The following is a 17,496-nucleotide window of genomic DNA, read 5'->3' on the forward strand; positions in this document are numbered from 1 at the left end:
CATTTGATAGTTGCGTTGCGAACTTGTTTGTGATTCGTGCTACAGGTGATTCTGAGCTTTGGTTTTGAGAATAATCAGAATGTGTTGGTGGGGAATAGTTACTCGTAATCGCATATTCTTTTGGTACGTGATTGTTCCCTTTGCGTAGTCGTGTTTCAAGCATATATATAACTTCTAAATAACACGTAGATGAAAGAGTCCTTAAACATTACAGACACACATCCACTGGTTGCGCTACTGAGTGACCTGCATGTAAAATTTTTTGCTGGCGTTACTGGTGGTGGCGTCATTCATTTTCTAAAACATATCGCACGGTATTCTGGTAAATGCGATGTTGAACCTGCATTTTTTACGATCGGTGAGTATGTCGCGGGCTTTATTCCGTTAGGTTATTATCTTTCTAGCGGTACTGTTGCGGCTTCGGTAGCAACCACCGGGGCCGCCACCAAGCTTATTGGTTGTGGATTGAGCGATGCTAAACTCCATAATATCCCTTCCGTTTATATTGTCCCTCTTTGCGAACCTGAAGCCTCCGGGTTTGGTCCATTACAGGATACATCTGTCTATGGAAGTAACATTCTGGCGCAGTTACAAGCCGAATTGCCAGACTCTACTTTTGTGTTAGATGAAACATTTTCTATAGATGAAACCTATACGCGAATTCAAACACTGCTCCAGCACGGTAAACCTGTGGTATTTGTTTTAACTAAAAGTAGTTCGAATATTGACTTTGGAATTTTCAGGAGAGCGTCTATCATAGAAGGGGGCGCATTGGAAGATTTGAGTTGGCGTATGGATTATTTTATCCTAAAGTTTCGGCAGGCTGTTCAAAATAGAAGAGTTGTTATTGTGGTGGGCGATGAGATGCGGCGTTGTGCTCGTGTAAAAGAACTCACCACACAATTGAGTTTAGCGCTACGTGCGGAAACGATATGGAGTATTAACGGTGCCAATGCCGTGAGTCGTGAAAATCCTTACGGCTACGGTTATATTTCTTTTGGAGGAAATGATAAGGCAATGGAAATTTTTAGGTCGTTGGGCGAGGATGATGTCGTTTTGTTGTTAGGTGGCTGTTCCGACGAGTACACCACAAATTTAAAAAAGATTATAGCATCCGATTTGTTCTATCTGGGGGAGGCTGAGAATAGCTATGGAATGGTGAACAACAGCTTTGCTCATATAACGACAGGAAATTATGATCAGGTGTTGGGAGATGTGCATACGGCTTTGACGCATCTGATAACCAAAGTAAAGGAGGAACCTTGTGCGAATATTCCGGCAAGACCTGCTCCTGCGGATTTAAATAACCATGCGTTTATTCGGGCCAACCATAACTATGTGGACATGGTAGATTTATATCAACGTTTAGATAACTATTGGCGTAAAAACTCGATCGCATTTGATGATGTCTGTTTAGCCTATAAAGACAGACAATATATCCTTTCGCGTCCCAACGATAATATTGATTTTTACTCGTTGTATCGTGGATCGGCTATGGGCGGAGCTTTTGGAACAGCAGTGGGAGCGAAAATAGCCAACCCAGAAAGAGATGTGTATTGCTTTACAGGCGATGGGTGCTTTCGTCTATTTGCTGGCTGCCTGGGAGAAGCCGCAAAGCTGGGTATTGTACTTTTTTTACTCAATAATGAACGTTTAGGAATAGTTGATCAAGGGTTAAGAAAGGTTTTACATGACTTTCCGGAAGAACAATACCATGCAGATGTGATTGCTGTAGATTATCAAGGAGTAGCCTTATCTTTTGGATGGAATGCCGCGCGACTCCTTCCTGATTTAAGTAATTTATCGGATGTTTTGGACCAAATTGAACCGACCATGGAACGTTCATTACTTATTGAAGTTCCAATCGATCCCAATCAATTACTGGGCAGCAATCCTAGATTAGTAAACTTATGAGGAGCATAGAAGAAACACGGATATTATTAGATTTAATCGATTTATCTTTTTTGCGGCGCACTGGAGTAGCGCTGCCTGTTCCTCCTGGTGTTCCAGATCGTTATGATTGGCTCCATAGAGAAGCTCCTTATAGTTTGTTGTCCCATGATACCGCAGCAGACCCTGTTTTTACCTATGTAAACGAGATGGCGTTACGTTCATTTGGATATGGGTACTCCGAAATGCTTAGCTTACCATCACGCCTTAGCGCTGGTCCCGCAGATCAGGCGGAACGGAATAGATTATTAGCACAGGTGCGTCAAAACGGTATAGCTTTCAATTATGAAGGCTTGCGCCGCACAAAGAATGGAAATACTTTTCAGATTTATGATGGCATTATTTGGGTCGTGGAAGACCAAGAGAGAAAGGTAATCGGACAAGCAGCTTTGTTTTGGCCCACGGATGTGCTAAGACCTGATTGGTGGAACATCCCTGGGCCAAAATAATACAGATCTAAGGTAATTTGGTCAATGCCTTGCTGTTCCGAAGAAGGAATACATACTGAAAAAAATCAGTCGTAACAGATCCGTTTTTTGGAACTATATTGGTCCCAAAAATAGTAGACTTCATGCGGCTTAATTGTTGTGATTGTCGGTAAGGTGAATCACTGGCGTCTAACTTGAAAAGCGTCACGGTATTCGGAGTGGTTAACGTCTTTAAATCATTTATTCCCTTAACCAGCATAAGAGGACCGTCCGCATTTACCCAGTTGATTTTTTCATCAGGTGGCGTCGGGAATTGCGGGTTTTTGGGAAGATACATGTCGCTATCTAATGTTTGGCTAATGAAACTTATCGTCTTAAAACCGGCTTGCTTTAACCCCGCAGCAAGAGGTTTATGCCCCGCCTGTGGTGTTTGCTGTAAAACATGATACAGACCAAAGAGACCGTAAAGCTTTTCGTTGTGTAGTTTTTGCTTTTGTACCATTTGCTGAAGATTAGCGACCATGGCCGAGTCTCTAGTGATGGTTGTACGCTTGTCGTTAAAATCTTTATCTATCCCTAATACCGTTATTTTTGAAGAGTCGGGCAGTTGCTTATTATAGGTGTAGATATCGCTCCATTTCTCCATAAGCTCTTTGCTGGCTTGTTGTGGAATTCTTTGGCGAATCGCCAGAACGACCTGTTGCAGAAGTTCTTCGTCTTTGCTATCCTTTGCCAAGAATGTATTTAACTGCTGTGCCGTGGTACTGTCCATTTCAGCAATATAGTATTTGATACCTAATTTCTTATTTAGAAATAGAAGCAATTGTTTGTCTAATACTTGATTGGCAGCATAACCGTGGATTTCGCCTAACAGGTAAATGTCGGCCTGATTAAAAGTGGAGTCAAAGGCTGCTGTAGGAATTTCCGAAGCGATACTGTATTTATTTTTTGAAAGATAAGCCGTGTATTCTTTGTCTGGATTGCCAAGAAATAATTTGTTACTGATAACGAAGTAGAGGAGACCTGCTGCAAGGATTGCAAGTATACTTAAAAATGCAATTTTTACAACCTTAAATAATTTCTTCATAATTTAAATTTCCCGTAAAAATAGTTTTTTCTTGATACACAACAACGTAATTTGCGAAATTTCTTGTCTCCGATTACATCTTTTTTTATTAGTTTTAATCTATAAAAATCACGTTTTTTTGATTGGTCTAGTTCGTTGCATGAGGCCTAAAATATAGATTATGAATAAGACATTAGCTGTAGCTAGTTTCATTACTGGAATTATCTTATTTTTTGTGATACCTAGTTTAGGTATGTCTCTTCGCACGGATAGTGGACACATTAGATTGGATACCAGCAAGCATGATTATGTGAAAAATGTAAATCGTTTTTTTGCAAATTCAGCAAAGCAGAGTATGATTGATATGGAAACGGATAAAGCCACCATTGAGCAAAACAGAATTTTGCAGGATGTACAGGCTTTGACTCGTCAAGCACGCTCTTTTTTGAAAAAAGAATTCGATACCCTAGCTTTCAAGCATAGTCTACAGCAGATTATACATTGGCATGAGGTTGCTAAAGATGGTGTTTTCGAACATCAGGGCTCCGCACATACCGCACGAAACCTAACAACGACATACCATATCTTTGAGGCTTTACGAAACCAAGGGATTGTCTATAAAAAAAGAGTCGATGCCTATATGGATCAGCTCGTTAAGTACCGTTTTGAAATAGATTCTTTGAGCAATGATAAATCTTTATTTATATTATCAAGTGATTCGTTAGAGATCGCTCAATATGTACATAAATTAAAGGTTCTGGCTATTGAGATCGCTCCCGTAACGCAACAGCTCAAAAATAGTATCAATAGTACACAGTCTTTACAAAATGCGATAAATTTAGAGCTTTTAAAGCTTGAAACGGGGATGGAGGAAATTCTATACCTGCAGGATCAAGTAGGAGATCGAACATTCAAAAAGGAGTTTGCACCACTGTGGCAAGAAAGTGCCTACAATAGGCCATTCAGCGAAATTGTGGCCATTTCGTATACGAAAGCGACATTAGTTCTTAGTTACTACATCAAAGGACATGTCGGAAAACTGTTTGTGGTATTATTGGCATTAGGGCTTGTTGTAGGTTATATCTATAGCTTACGATCAGCGCTCCAAAATAATCATCTCGAATTTCGTGATGCCATGCTCCTGAATAGACCTTTAGTTGCTGGATTAGCAATTAGCATCAGCGTGGCACAGTTTCTATTTCCCAATCCTCCCTTTATTTTCACTGCAGCGGTATTGATCACGCTTGGGATCCTCGTAACTATCCTTTTGCGTGGTTTCATAAAACCCTACTGGATGTCTGTTTGGGTAACGATATTTCTTCTTTTTGTAGCCGCTGCTGTCGATAACCTTATACTTCAAGCTTCGCGTCCAGAGAGATGGTTTATTCTGTGGGTTTCAAGTACAGCTTCTGCTGTGGGCCTTTTTGTGTTATTTCATAAAAGGAAGCATGTGGAGCTGCAGGAGCGATGGATTCTTGTGCCTATCGGATTGATGACCTTACTGGTAATCGCATCTACATTTCTCAATATATTGGGCTTGTATAATACGGCCAAGGTGTTGCTGGTATCCGGTTTGTTAAATGTCGTTGTCGCTATTATTTTTCTATGGGTTTTACGTTTAGTCAATGAAGGGTTATCTTTTGCTTCTGAGCTTTATAAAAAACAAGAAAGTAGACTCTTCTATATTAATTATAATCGGGTAGGGCAGCGCGCTCCGAGCTTTTTTTATGCTATTCTTATAGTGGGTTGGTTTGTTTTATTCGGACGTAATTTTTACGAATTCAAGTTGCTTTCTGAACCACTTCGCGAGTTCTTTCAAAGTGAACACCAACTGGGAAGTTTCACCTTTTCTATTAACAATATTTTGATCTTCATGCTTATCATGGTGAGTGCGACGGTGCTCTCCAAGATCGTTTCCTATTTTGCAACAGATACACAATGGAATGGACATAGTGAGAAACAAGAACGTAAATTTCGATTGGGAAGTTGGCTACTATTGGTTCGAATAAGCATTATTGTCATTGGCTTTTTCCTAGCTTTTGCAGCCGTCGGTATTCCGATACAACAAATCACGTTGATCATTGGTGCCTTAGGTGTTGGTATTGGTTTTGGACTACAGACATTGGTAAATAACCTCGTAAGTGGTTTAATTATCGCCTTTGAGAAGCCTGTGAATGTAGACGACCTGGTGGATATCGGAGGACAGTCCGGAAAGGTGAAGTCTATTGGTTTTCGGAGCAGTGTTATTGCGACTTTTGATGGGGCTGATTTGATCATGCCCAATGGAGATCTTCTTAATTCTCATGTTATTAATTGGACTACTGGTGGTTTTAAGAAACGATTGAGTGTTCACATCGAGGTCGCATATGGTGCAGATTTGAACGTTGTTAATCAGCTTATTTTAGCCGCTGTTGAAGCCGATAGTCAGATCTTAAACAATCCCACACCTTCGGTACAATATGGAGAGGTTTCTGCCCAATCAGTAGTTGTAATCCTTTATTTCTGGACAAAAACCAATAAAGATGGGGGTGTTGTTCGGAGTGATATAATTCGTGCCATAACTTCGAGCTTGGCGGCAAACAATATTGCATTAGCCTTGCCGAAGCAGGAGGTTATATGGAAAAAAGAAGAGTAAATTACTTGCCTTTTCCGCAGTTTGGTGTGGCTGTAAGTACATCCAAGGAAGCATCCATGGCTTTCTTAGCCCATTTTTTTAATTCGTCCAGTTTGTCCGCTTTTTTAGCATTGTTGCCAAAGGTGACAGCCGAAAGCGCATAGTTTTTTGCTAGAGGACAATTACAGGCGTCCTGTATAGCATACGCGGACGATTCTGTCGCTTGTAAGATGCCATCTTTCAAGTAAGATTGTGCGTCCGCGATAGATTTTGCTTTATAGGCCTTCTTGAATTTTGCAAAAGCCATCTCCGCATAGGTTACTGTCATAGCACAACCATTTTGATTGGACGTAGCGCCAGAGGTGGCTGAAGTAAAGAAGAGGCTGTATACAAGCGCTAAAGGGAAGAGTGCTGTTTTCATCGGTACTTGTCTTATTTCGTTTAAACAAAGCTAATTAATTTGTGTAAATACAGATTAATTTATTTATGGCTTTTTGTATTTTTACTAAAAAAATGTATGAAATTAAATATTGTACTTTGCTCTTTGTTAGCACTTACGACATGGTCTTGTAGTAAAAAGGATGCCGATAAGGTGGTGGACTGTTTTGGACAATCCCTTTTGGTTGATGTACATCATAGCCCAGTATCAGGGGAACCTTCACGTATTAACTATAGCGTAAAATATGTGGGAGAACATGAATTAAATACGGTCATTAAGTGGAACTATGGAGATGGTACCCCAGTCCAAAATGTGACAGGTACCACAAGCAGCCATACGTACGCAAAAGCGGGTACTTATACCGCAATTGCTACCGTAAGCCTAGATGGTGCTTCTTGCTCCTTTGATATAAAAGAGACGGTGACAATTCCCTAATAACTTGAACCGCTAAGGCTTAAAATCCACTATATGTTGAATTTCTTTAGAAATTCTGTAATCGTTTTTACAAATTCGTCAGGATAAGCAAAGTGAATATTATGATCTACGTTTTCGAATGCCTTTAGTTGAATGTATTTTGGATGAGAGGCTGCAAGTGTCTTATTTTCGGCAAGCACTGGGGTGGGGTCTGTTGTGGAGTTCGCGTCCATAATAAGTACAGGTGTCGATAGGTTCTGGAATATTTTTACCGGGTCAACATTGATTATGGAAGCTGCATATTTACTAATGGTGGACGTTTGAAAAAGTGCTTTCGCCATATGTAAACTATCTTGCATGTAATAATACTCCGGAAGCCCTTTATAGGTAATCCATTTGTTTTTTAGCGGTTTGATATAGCTTAAAATCTCAAACTGATTGGTTTTGGTCTCGGGCTCAAAAAGACTTTTATACGCTTGGAACTTACTGGAGAACTCAGCAAAATATTTATTCTTTATTTCATCTGGCAAATTTACGGACTTCAACTTCGCGGCCAATGCTGTTTTACTAAGCTTTTCATAACTTGTCTTAAAGGCCACCGAGCCCCCATCTTCTAAGATGAGACCAGTGACCGAATTGGGATATTGTTTATAGAAGTTGGTTGCCAGAAATGCACCGCGAGAGAATCCGCCAATAACGGCTTTCTTAATTCCCAGATTTTCCATTAAATCTTTGATATCAACGCAAAGATCGTCAAACGAAGCATCGAATGGAGGGAGTGGAGTCTTTCCGGCATTATACTGGTCTATTGCGATAACGTGATAGCCCGCTTGTGCAATGCGCTCCGCAAAAGGCATAAACTCATACGCATTACTCAAGCTGCCATGTAACCATATAAATGCCTTATCCCCGGGCTTTCCCCATTCCAAATAGGCTAGTTTTACATGGGCTGTTTGTTTTCGTTTGCGATGCTTTTGCTCGTATAGATTGTACTGCGCTACCGCAGATACGTAAGACCGAAAGACCGTTGTTTTTTTAACCTCTTGGGCTGCAGTGATGGTTGAAAAAAGAATAAGAAAGAAAAGTAGCAGATTCCTGTAATAACACATATACATAATAGAAAAACGTGTAGATACACTATTTTGATATAGACAAGGCAAAAATAGCCTTTTATTACATACCTAATTGTTAAGATTTGTTATGCTTGCAATTTTGGTAATATTATATTAATATTGGCATTTTATACCAAAACCTGATTTCAATTTAAATGTAAACAATGTTGGTTGTTCCATTACATGATGAAGTATTGCTTTTACAGCAGCTAGCTGTGGGTAATCAACGTGCATTTAAGAAAATATTTGACCACTACCATCAACCCCTTGCTAGTTATGTTTACCAAGTAACGGAATCCGTAACCGTTTCGGAGGAAATTATTCAGGATATCTTTGTGAAGATTTGGCTAAAGCGAGAGGAGATGTCTAGGATCGCTAGTCTGAAAGATTATCTCTTTATCTTATGTCGGAATCGTACTATCGATGCCCTGCGTAAAAAAGCAAGACATGCGTTACAAAAGGCCGAGGTAGATAAGTATCTGTTGGAAGAGGCTGAACTCGCAACACTAGATAATCCGGCAGATGTATATCGACAATGGATTACTGAAGCGGTGGAATTATTGCCACCGCAACAACAAATGGTATACAAGCTTAGCCGCTACGATCGTCTAAAACATGAAGAAATCGCAGCCCAATTAAACGTCTCAAAAGAAACGGTAAAGAAACACATTCAGCTCGCTGTGAAATTCTTGGAATCACAGCTAAAGGAGCGGATGGATCCCCCCATTTTGGCTCTCTTACTTATGCCTATGTTCGCGACGCTTTAGATCGATATGCACTAATTTTTTGTTTTTTTTAAAATCAATTACCCCTTTACCGAAATAGGTACGTCTTTACCGGTAAGAGAACATATTGTGGCTTTGTACCCCTCTATTTATGAGTCAAGATAAATTAGAACTATTATTTGAAAAGTATTTTACGAAAACAGCGACGCCTGCCGAGCGAGCTGCTTTTTTTAGATTGATCGCACAAGATAAGGATGATCAGGAATTAGGGCGGTTGTTGGAAGTATATTACGCGAAATTTGTCGGATCTACAGCAACTGCAGATCTATTTGATTCCGAAGGATTATTTGCCCGGGTTCAAGAACAAACAGAAAGAGCAGTCGCGGTTGTGCCATCTCGTTCCCGAAAAATTAAGCGTTGGTATTGGGGAGCTGCAGCGGCCATAGTGGCGATAGCTTCTCTGTTTGCGGTATGGCGTACTGTCCTTCTACCGGCGGAGGGAGATTCCCAAATAGCACAGCGTATACAACCGGCAGGAGCTGCCGGTTATCTGACATTAAGTAATGGTAAGCGAATTGCTTTGGATAGTTTATCTACAGGATTAGTTGCGATAGAAAATGGCGTTACTATTGAACAGGATGACGAAGGAGGGTTACGCTATCAGATGAATACGGGAGAGGGAATAGCAGAAAATAATATACTCGAAACTTCCAATGGACAATTTATTAAAGTGACACTGCCAGATGGATCTCTGGTATGGCTTAATTCCGGTTCCTCTTTAACATATCCGTCTCGGTTTTCTAATGAACGAAGGAATGTAACGTTGCGTGGAGAAGCCTATTTTGAGGTGGCTCGAAACGTGAATGCGCCGTTCACGGTGTCCTTTAGCGGACAAAAAGTAACGGTATTGGGAACTAAGTTTAACGTCAAAGCATATAGCGCGACGCGGGCGTCAGCAACCTTACTGGAAGGAAAGGTTCGTGTAGAAAATGCAGAAGGGCAGTCAGCGGTATTGTCGCCTGGCCAGGAAGCGGAGTTGACCGATCTTACTCTACGTGTTCAATCCATAGAAGCAGAGGAATCGATTGCTTGGAAGCAGGGATACTTCTCTTTCAACAATAAGGAATTGCAGGTAATAATGGAGGATATAGGTAGATGGTATGACTTAGAAATTGTGTACCTGAACACTGCCGTTAAGTCGGTGAAATTGATTGGTTCGATAAGCCGACATAGTGATATTAACGTTCTACTTCAACGGATGGCCTTGACAAAGGAAGTGAGATTTCGCTTAGATGGACGTAAATTATATGTTCAATAAATCATTAAAAACTAACTAATTAAACGTGTTAACTAACCCATTGATATATGCCTATGACGTAGCCTTATTAACAATTTTAACAAGACTTATATCAACGAAAAAAGGGATGCTCGTAACACCCCTTTTTTAAGTTGACTGTCTTTAGAGTCGCTATTAAACAATAGCAGGGAATTATTTTTTAAAAAACAGCTAACCAAATGTATAAAAATTATTTCAATTCTTTATGCGGTGGGATAGGTATGCCAAACGGTGAACATCCGAGCGTAGACCACCTCCCGCATAGACGGATTTTTACAGATGAAAAGAGAAAATGGTTTATGAGAATTAACCTAACTGGGGCTTTGTTGTGCATCTCGCTTATGCAACTGTCAGCATCGACTTATGCCCAGAAAGTAACCATTAAGAATAAGAAAATTACGGTAGAGCAATTGGTACGTGAAATTCGGAAACAAACAAATTTTGACGTCCTGATACCTGGTTCAAAGATGGATTTGAAAGAACGTATATCAGTCAATGTACAGGATATGTCTTTGCCACGTCTATTAGACCTAATCCTAGAAGGAAGGTCCTTAACCTATACGATGGGAAAGGATTTTGTTGTGGTTCAGCCGGTGGAACGGCCTATAACAAAAACCGAACAGGAAGGAATCCCTCTAGAATTGAGTGGGCGTATTGTTGATCGAAATGGTAAACCAATCCATAATGCAACAGTACGGATAAAGGGTGTTCCAAATGTCGCGATTTTAACCTCTGCTTCGGGTGCATTTAAGATCCGGATGACGGCAGACAATCAGATCCTTTCCATTACGCATGTCGGATACCAAACGAAGGAAGTGACGCTCAAAAAAGGACAACAGACCATAGAGATTGTGTTAGAAGAGGCTGTTCGCAATATGGATGATATTGTTGTAAATGGTATCTCACAAGTGAAAAAGGAAGTTTATACCGGTAGTTCCGCTACATTTTCTGGAGAGGAACTTCGTCGGATGAGTTCAGCAAGTATCCTGCAAGGATTGGGTTTATTAGATCCGTCGTTCCGTATTATTGAAAACAATGCGCTTGGTTCCGATCCAAATGCAATGCCAGAGATCGAGCTTCGCGGGAGCAGCACATTAAATGATAAATATCCTGAAGGAGACCTCCGGACAGCATTTTACGGTAACCCAAACTTGCCGCTTTTCATCCTGGATGGTTTTGAAACTAATCTGGAACGTATTGTTGATCTCGACATGAATCGCATTGAGTCTGTCACGCTCTTAAAAGATGGTTCGGCGGCAGCTATCTATGGAACACGGTCGGCAAATGGGGTTGTGGTGATTGTCACCAAAGCACCTGTTGCCGGTAAGCTGCGTACGACCTATCGGGTAAGTGCCAACGTGGTTACACCTGATTTGCGCGATTATAATATGTTGAAGGCTGGAGAACTACTTGATTTTGAATATCGCGCCGGTGTATATAATGGTTCATCGGTGGCAGAGCATATTGTGCGACAAGATCTCTATAATGACCGTTTGGCGATGGTAAAGAGTGGGGTGGATACGTACTGGTTGTCTCAAGCTATACGCACTGCTGTGGAACAACGACATTCTTTAGGTATTGAGGGGGGAGACCAATCTTTTAAATATAACGTTGGGGTAGCTGCATCGGGGAATCCGGGCGTGATGAAAGGTTCTTCCCGCAATAATTATCAAGGTAATGTAGGTATTCATTACAATGTAGGCAAGTTCTTGTTTCGTAATGATTTACAGATTGCGAATACAAAGTCCGAGGCCAGCCCATATGGTGGTTTTCAATCGTTTGTAAATGCAAAACCATATTTCGCAATTCCAGGTAACAACGGTGCCGATTCACCTTTCCTTTACGAAAATGTAAGTACCTCGGGGCAACGGTCAGCTTACGTTTTAAATCCCTTGTATAATGGCACTATCAATACCCAAGGTAAAAACCAATATACGGAGATCGTTAATAATTTTGCAACCGAATGGCAAGCTTCTAGTGCTTTCCGGTTCCGTGGATCATTTGGCTTTTCTAAACGATTTGCTGACAGTAAAGATTTTCGACCTGCTACCCATACCAAGTTCATTAATATAACACCAGCCATGGAGACCTACGCACTCCGGGGTGAGATGGATGTTTCGACGACACGTTCCACACAGTACGAAGGTGCTGTGTATGCGATATATTCCAAATTGTTCGGACAGAAACATAATCTGTATACGCAAGTTGGAGGAAATATTCGGGAGTCGATTGCAAATGTCGATCGTGTGCAGGCCCAAGGTTTCCCGAATCCAAATATGGATGATCTCGCATTTGCCAAGCAATATATGCAAAATACAAGACCGGGCGGATTAGACAATACGAATCGACTGATGGGCATGCTTGCTATGGTGAATTATGCTTATGACAACCGGTATTATGGAGATTTTTCTTTTAAGTATGATGGTTCTTCCCAGTTTGGCTCAAATCAGAAATATGCACCTATTTGGTCTGCCGGACTAGGTTGGAACTTGCATCGGGAATCTTTTATACAGTCCTTGGGCATATTTAATTCCCTACGTCTTACGGCAGCCTTAGCAGAAACGGCGAGTCAAAATTTTGCGCCTTACCAAGCCATGAATAAATATCTATATATGACGGATAATATTTATGATGTCGATTTTGGAGCAATTTTACAAGGAATGGGGAATGCTGATTTGAAATGGCAGACGACACGGCAGAAAAAGATCGCACTGGATATGGGGTTGTTCCGGGGTCGCATTAATATTACAGCGGAATACTACTGGAAAAATACGTCCAATCTCTTACAAAGTATTACGCTTGCGCCCTCCACGGGTTTCCCAAGCTTTACCGATAATATTGGTGAGCTGACGAACGATGGTTTTGATGTGAAGTTAAATGTGGTCGTACTGAATGGGATGAACAATAAACCGCGCTTAACTATCTGGGGAAATATTGGAGCGAACAAGAATGTAATATCGAAGATTTCTGACGCTATGAAGCAGCGTAACCAAGAGATATTGGCGGCGATGCAATATACCTATGATGGCGACCGCTTATCGACATTACCACCGAACATATTTACTGAAGGTGCTTCTCGATCGACCATCTATGCGTTACCATCGTTGGGTATCGATCCTGTAACCGGTCGGGAGGTATATCAATATCGAGACGGTTCGGTAGGTACGGAATGGCGGGCCGCGGAATTAGTAGCGATTGCCGATGAAAGACCTAAGTTTCATGGCGCTGTGGGAATGACCTTTGCCTATAAGGGATGGGATGCCGTCGTTGCTGGAAGCTATTCGTCTGGCGGATATATGTATAACCAAACTTTAGTTGATAAAGTAGAAGACATTGATATTCGGGAGTATAATGTAGATGGACGTACGCTGACCGATAAATGGATCCGTCCGGGAGATGAAGCGCGCTACCGTGCCTTTTCATTCGTAAACGGAGAAAGTCGGGTCGGGACTACCTCCCGGTTTGTTCAGAAGAATAGCTATTTCAATATATCAAGTGTCACACTGGGATATACCTTGTACAATCGGGAGACACTTAAGAAGTTACGCCTGGAGAACTTAAGACTTAATGTAACATTGAACGATCTGATGCGCTTTTCTACGATTGAAATAGAACGAGGGACACAATATCCTTTTGCGCGACGTATTGCTTTCGGAGCGAGCGTAACCTTCTAGGTATCCAGTTAGACTAAAAATTGAAAAAATGAAGAATTACAAAAATATAGTATATGCGGCGATGTCTATGCTTCTCTGGAGTACATCGTGTAACGACTGGTTGGATGTACAGCCCAAAACAGAACTTAAGGAATCGGAGTTGTTTTCCACTGAACAAGGCTTTAAGGAAGCTCTAACTGGCGTGTATGTTTCTATGACTAACGGTACGACCTATGGCCGTGAACTGACGTTCGGGATGCTTTCTGTAATGGCCTCTGATTATTCGGTCAACAGTTCTTCGGAACAGGCTGTGCTATCACTAAAGGCGATTGAGGAATATGATTATACCAAGAACCAAGTAAAAGGCATCATCGATCAAGTGTGGCTAAATCAGTATAATTCCATTGCGTTAACTAATAATATATTAGGAAGTATTGAGGCGAAAAGGTCTGTTTTTTCGGATCAGGGATACAATCTGGTAAAGGGAGAAGCCCTGGCACTTCGCGCTTTTGTGCATTTTGACCTGATGCGTATGTTTGCTCCAGCCTACATAACGAAAGACAACGCTAAGTATATGCCTTATGTAACGCGTTATACACGGGAGAACACACCTTTATCGACGGTCGATGAGCTTGTAGAGTATATCTTGAATGATATCAAGGAAGCAGAAATGTTGCTGAAAGATGATGTTGTTAACAAGCTCGGCACAGCAGATCGGAAGATTCGAATGAACCGTTTAGCCGTAAAAGGCTTAAAGGCACGCGTACTACTATATATCGGTAATCATGCTGGTGCTTACCAAGCGGCAAAAGAGGTGATCGATGCCCGACAGGTCGTTTTACGTCCGGAGAGTCAAGAGATCAACCTCGATAGATCCATTCATTCGGAACATCTTTTCTCCCTCTTTAGTGATGGGTTTGAGGAGCGCGTAACGAAACTTGTAACACCCGAATCGGGAACGTTGGCTTCTGTGCCGTACTATTTTACGGATGAAGATAAACTTCGTACGCGCATTTTTGAAAATGTGGCCACGGATATACGTTTTAAAGTTCCTGTTTTTCAGATGTATAGAGGTTTGTTGACACCTCATAAATTTATGTATGTCGATATTCCAGTGGGCACACCAAATGTAAACCGGCAATATATCCCTTTGATGCGGCTTGGTGAAATGTATTTAATAGCGGCGGAAGCTGCACCAACAAAAGACGAAGGGGTCGCGTTACTCAACGCCTTATGTACCAACAGGGGGATGCTCGCTTTTGCAAACGATATAGACCTTGTGGAAAAAATAAAACAGGAATATCGGAAGGAATTCTTCTCGGAGGGGCAGACCTTCTACTATTACAAGCGCCTTGGTGCGAAAAAGGTAGACGATAGTCCGGTCAATGATATGTCCAATGCACAGTATGTTTTTCCGATGCCGGAGAATGAAAAAATCTATGGCGGACGAAACTAATTAGATAATAGATTATGAAAATATTTAAGCTCTTGATTTTGCTTCTAGCGGTGGTTTCGCTGGGTGCATGTAAGAAGGAAGAAGTAGGTTTTTACGAAGGTGGGGACCGCGTTCATTTTAAAAAATTGACGACAAACACAAACGCCAGCTATAACGAGAATCGCGCATATACCTTTGCAGGTAAAGGAAGTTTAATGACGTATGACTTTGTGCTTCCTGTAAATTTAATGGGTCGTGTGGCAGCAACAGACCGTCCGATACAGGTAGAGGTAGATAAAGAAAAGACAAATGCGATCGAAGGTGTAGACTTTAAAATAGGTCCTGCAATGATTCCTGCAAATGCTAATGAAGGGTATATCACGATTACCTTGCTCAATACGGAGGCACTCGAAACCGTGGTTAAGACCGTTCGTGTTAAGGTTGCTGAATCGGCTGATTTTAAACTCGGCATTGCAAGCCAACTTTATACGACGATATCGTTCTACAATTTTATGGTGAAGCCGGTTGATTGGGAAACCCGCATGCGTATTTATTTTGGAGATTATTCCAAGGTAAAACATGAGTTTATCCTGTTTCAATTGGGAATTCCAGAAATCAATATTGCCAACGGTGTTCCCGAGGATAAGGACAATCATATCTATTCGGGCTCTACCTTAGCCTATTTTCAATTGCGTTTGCGATCCAAGTTAGACGATCTAAACAATAAAGTAATTGCTCCGGCGCCAAATGACCCATTTACCTATCCATTGAAAGATGAAAAAGGTAATACTGTGGTTTTTCCGTAAATCAATTAATGTGTAAACGATGAAGTTATTAAAACAATATGGCTTTTATATCATGCTTATCCTCTTGCAGTTTTCCTGCTACAAGGATAAAGGAAACTATGATATTACACCAGTGGATAAGATTTCCATTGGTGGCCCTGCCTATAATCAAGAAAATTTTCAGGTCCAGCAACAAGATACGCTGAAAATAGATCCTGTATATACATTTACGGGAGATAGTACGAAGCTAAAGTTTAAGTGGTATATCATGCGCCCTACTGTACGCCCCACGGATACGACAATACGCCTGATCTCTACCGAACCTACGCTGCGCTATAAAGTGCAGAACCCGACTGGCGGGTATACGGTACAACTCAGTATTGAAGATCCAAGTACGGAAATTGTTCGTAGTCGTACGTATGGTGTAAGTGTTCGTCTACGTGGCGCTCAGGGCTTTATGGTTCTCAATACCAAAGTGGATAACAGCCAGGATATCGATGTTATTATCGATAATACTAAGCCAGATATCTACTTTGGTTTGTTTTCGTCCAATAATACCTTTAAGCTGACGGATGCGACAAAGCTTACCCATTTAATTCCGTTGACTAACCCAACGGGGTTGGTGTATGTGATGCGCAAAAATGGTGGATATACATTACGTCCCAATTTTGAGTTACTTCAATCCGCTGAATACTGGTTCTTTGATGCGCCAGAAAAAATACAACCGACACGGATCTATCAAGATGCTTTTGGGATGAACAACTACATGTTGAACAATGGCAAGATTCATTCGACGCGCGCTAATAATGCTCCGCTTATTTTTACGTATCATGCATCGGGCGATTATGCGGCATCACATGCATTACTGATGTCTACGTATGCCTTTCTCTTTGATGCTAAAAACAAACAGTTTTTACGTTATAACAAAGCCGCTGGCCGTGTGATGTCTATTATCAAGAACCCGGAAGATAAATTTGATATCAGTAATATTGGCGACCGGAGTGTATTTCTTTTTGACCACACCATGCAACCGAGTACAGCGCCGTCTGCGGCTAATTTTGCACAGGTTAAACCGATCGCCTATGCGAAAGATAATGTGACAAAGCGTGTTTATGCGTATAAAATAGGTTTCTTCCGTTCGTTGGCGACCTATGCCGAGAGTGTGACAGAGGTAACCGCACCAAGTTTCGCAGAAGGTACCGCGTATGTGAACTCCTCTCGGAGCCCGTTAACCTACTATGCACATAAAAATAGCTTGTATGTGTACGACATCCAGAATAACGCCGTACGTGAGATCTATAAATTTCCACGGACAGACATCTCCATCGACCTCTTAAAAACGAACGGAGACCAATTACTGGTTGGTGTGAATACGCTCGGTAAAAATGAAGGAGAGGTATACTTTTTTAGATTAAATGCAGCGGGATCTATCGCAAACGATACCTATCTATCAAAGTACGCCGGCTTTGGTAAGGTCGTTGATGTGGAATACAAGTACAATACCGTGAATATGTCAGGGGTAGCCTGGAAATAAAGGAA

The 17,496-nt window shown here is 41.3% G+C and carries 13 protein-coding genes; 10 read left to right on the top strand and 3 right to left on the bottom strand.

Translation table 11 applies throughout. The annotated features are described in order from the left end of the window. Positions 1–189 precede the first annotated feature (189 nt). Complete coding sequence (locus tag E2P86_RS09260; protein ID WP_134432592.1) at positions 190–1,914, top strand: thiamine pyrophosphate-dependent enzyme; 1,725 nt, start codon at positions 190–192, stop codon at positions 1,912–1,914. Further along, entirely contained in the window at positions 1,911–2,399 is a 489-nt protein-coding gene (locus E2P86_RS09265; protein WP_134432594.1) for an MEKHLA domain-containing protein, read from the top strand. The genes E2P86_RS09260 and E2P86_RS09265 overlap by 4 nt, the downstream gene beginning before the upstream one ends. A gap of 7 nt (positions 2,400–2,406) precedes the next feature. Here the strand turns inward: E2P86_RS09265 and E2P86_RS09270 are convergent, their stop codons facing one another. Further along, positions 2,407–3,465: a hypothetical protein gene (locus tag E2P86_RS09270; RefSeq protein ID WP_134432596.1), complete on the bottom strand. Its 1,059-nt coding sequence runs from the start codon at positions 3,463–3,465 to the stop codon at positions 2,407–2,409. Positions 3,466–3,625: 160 nt separating this feature from the next. On the opposite strand from E2P86_RS09270, the gene E2P86_RS09275 reads away from it, so the two are divergent. Beyond that, the gene (locus E2P86_RS09275) at positions 3,626–6,079 is read left to right on the top strand and encodes a mechanosensitive ion channel family protein (RefSeq protein WP_134432598.1); all 2,454 of its coding nucleotides are present in this window, start codon (positions 3,626–3,628) and stop codon (positions 6,077–6,079) included. A gap of 1 nt (position 6,080) precedes the next feature. Here the strand turns inward: E2P86_RS09275 and E2P86_RS09280 are convergent, their stop codons facing one another. Further along, the gene (locus E2P86_RS09280; RefSeq protein ID WP_134432600.1) at positions 6,081–6,479 is read right to left on the bottom strand and encodes a hypothetical protein; all 399 of its coding nucleotides are present in this window, start codon (positions 6,477–6,479) and stop codon (positions 6,081–6,083) included. A 96-nt stretch (positions 6,480–6,575) separates the two neighbouring features. Here E2P86_RS09280 and E2P86_RS09285 point away from each other — a divergent pair, with 96 nt between their 5' ends. Next, entirely contained in the window at positions 6,576–6,932 is a 357-nt protein-coding gene (locus E2P86_RS09285; protein ID WP_085471893.1) for a PKD domain-containing protein, read from the top strand. Between the two features lie 29 nt (positions 6,933–6,961). Here the strand turns inward: E2P86_RS09285 and E2P86_RS09290 are convergent, their stop codons facing one another. Continuing rightward, a complete protein-coding gene (locus tag E2P86_RS09290; protein WP_166785179.1) occupies positions 6,962–8,020 on the bottom strand; it encodes an alpha/beta fold hydrolase in 1,059 nt (352 codons plus the stop codon). Between the two features lie 167 nt (positions 8,021–8,187). Between E2P86_RS09290 and E2P86_RS09295 the strand changes: the two genes are divergently transcribed. The 6 genes from E2P86_RS09295 (at position 8,188) to E2P86_RS09320 (ending at position 17,491) form a co-directional block, all read left to right on the top strand. After that, entirely contained in the window at positions 8,188–8,790 is a 603-nt protein-coding gene (locus E2P86_RS09295; protein ID WP_134432604.1) for an RNA polymerase sigma-70 factor, read from the top strand. A 109-nt stretch (positions 8,791–8,899) separates the two neighbouring features. Next, a complete protein-coding gene (locus E2P86_RS09300; RefSeq protein WP_134432606.1) occupies positions 8,900–10,066 on the top strand; it encodes a FecR family protein in 1,167 nt (388 codons plus the stop codon). Positions 10,067–10,383: 317 nt separating this feature from the next. Beyond that, the gene (locus E2P86_RS09305) at positions 10,384–13,758 is read left to right on the top strand and encodes a SusC/RagA family TonB-linked outer membrane protein (protein WP_166785180.1); all 3,375 of its coding nucleotides are present in this window, start codon (positions 10,384–10,386) and stop codon (positions 13,756–13,758) included. Between the two features lie 28 nt (positions 13,759–13,786). Beyond that, on the top strand, positions 13,787–15,193 hold the full coding sequence (locus tag E2P86_RS09310) for a RagB/SusD family nutrient uptake outer membrane protein (RefSeq protein WP_134432610.1): 1,407 nt from the start codon (positions 13,787–13,789) through the stop codon (positions 15,191–15,193). Positions 15,194–15,207: 14 nt separating this feature from the next. Beyond that, positions 15,208–15,978, top strand: coding sequence for a DUF4843 domain-containing protein (locus E2P86_RS09315; protein ID WP_134432612.1), 771 nt, complete (start codon positions 15,208–15,210; stop codon positions 15,976–15,978). A 19-nt stretch (positions 15,979–15,997) separates the two neighbouring features. Then, complete coding sequence (locus E2P86_RS09320) at positions 15,998–17,491, top strand: PKD-like family lipoprotein (protein ID WP_134432614.1); 1,494 nt, start codon at positions 15,998–16,000, stop codon at positions 17,489–17,491. Positions 17,492–17,496 lie beyond the last annotated feature (5 nt).

The organism is Sphingobacterium psychroaquaticum, assembly GCF_004421025.1.
GTDB lineage: Bacteria > Bacteroidota > Bacteroidia > Sphingobacteriales > Sphingobacteriaceae > Sphingobacterium > Sphingobacterium psychroaquaticum.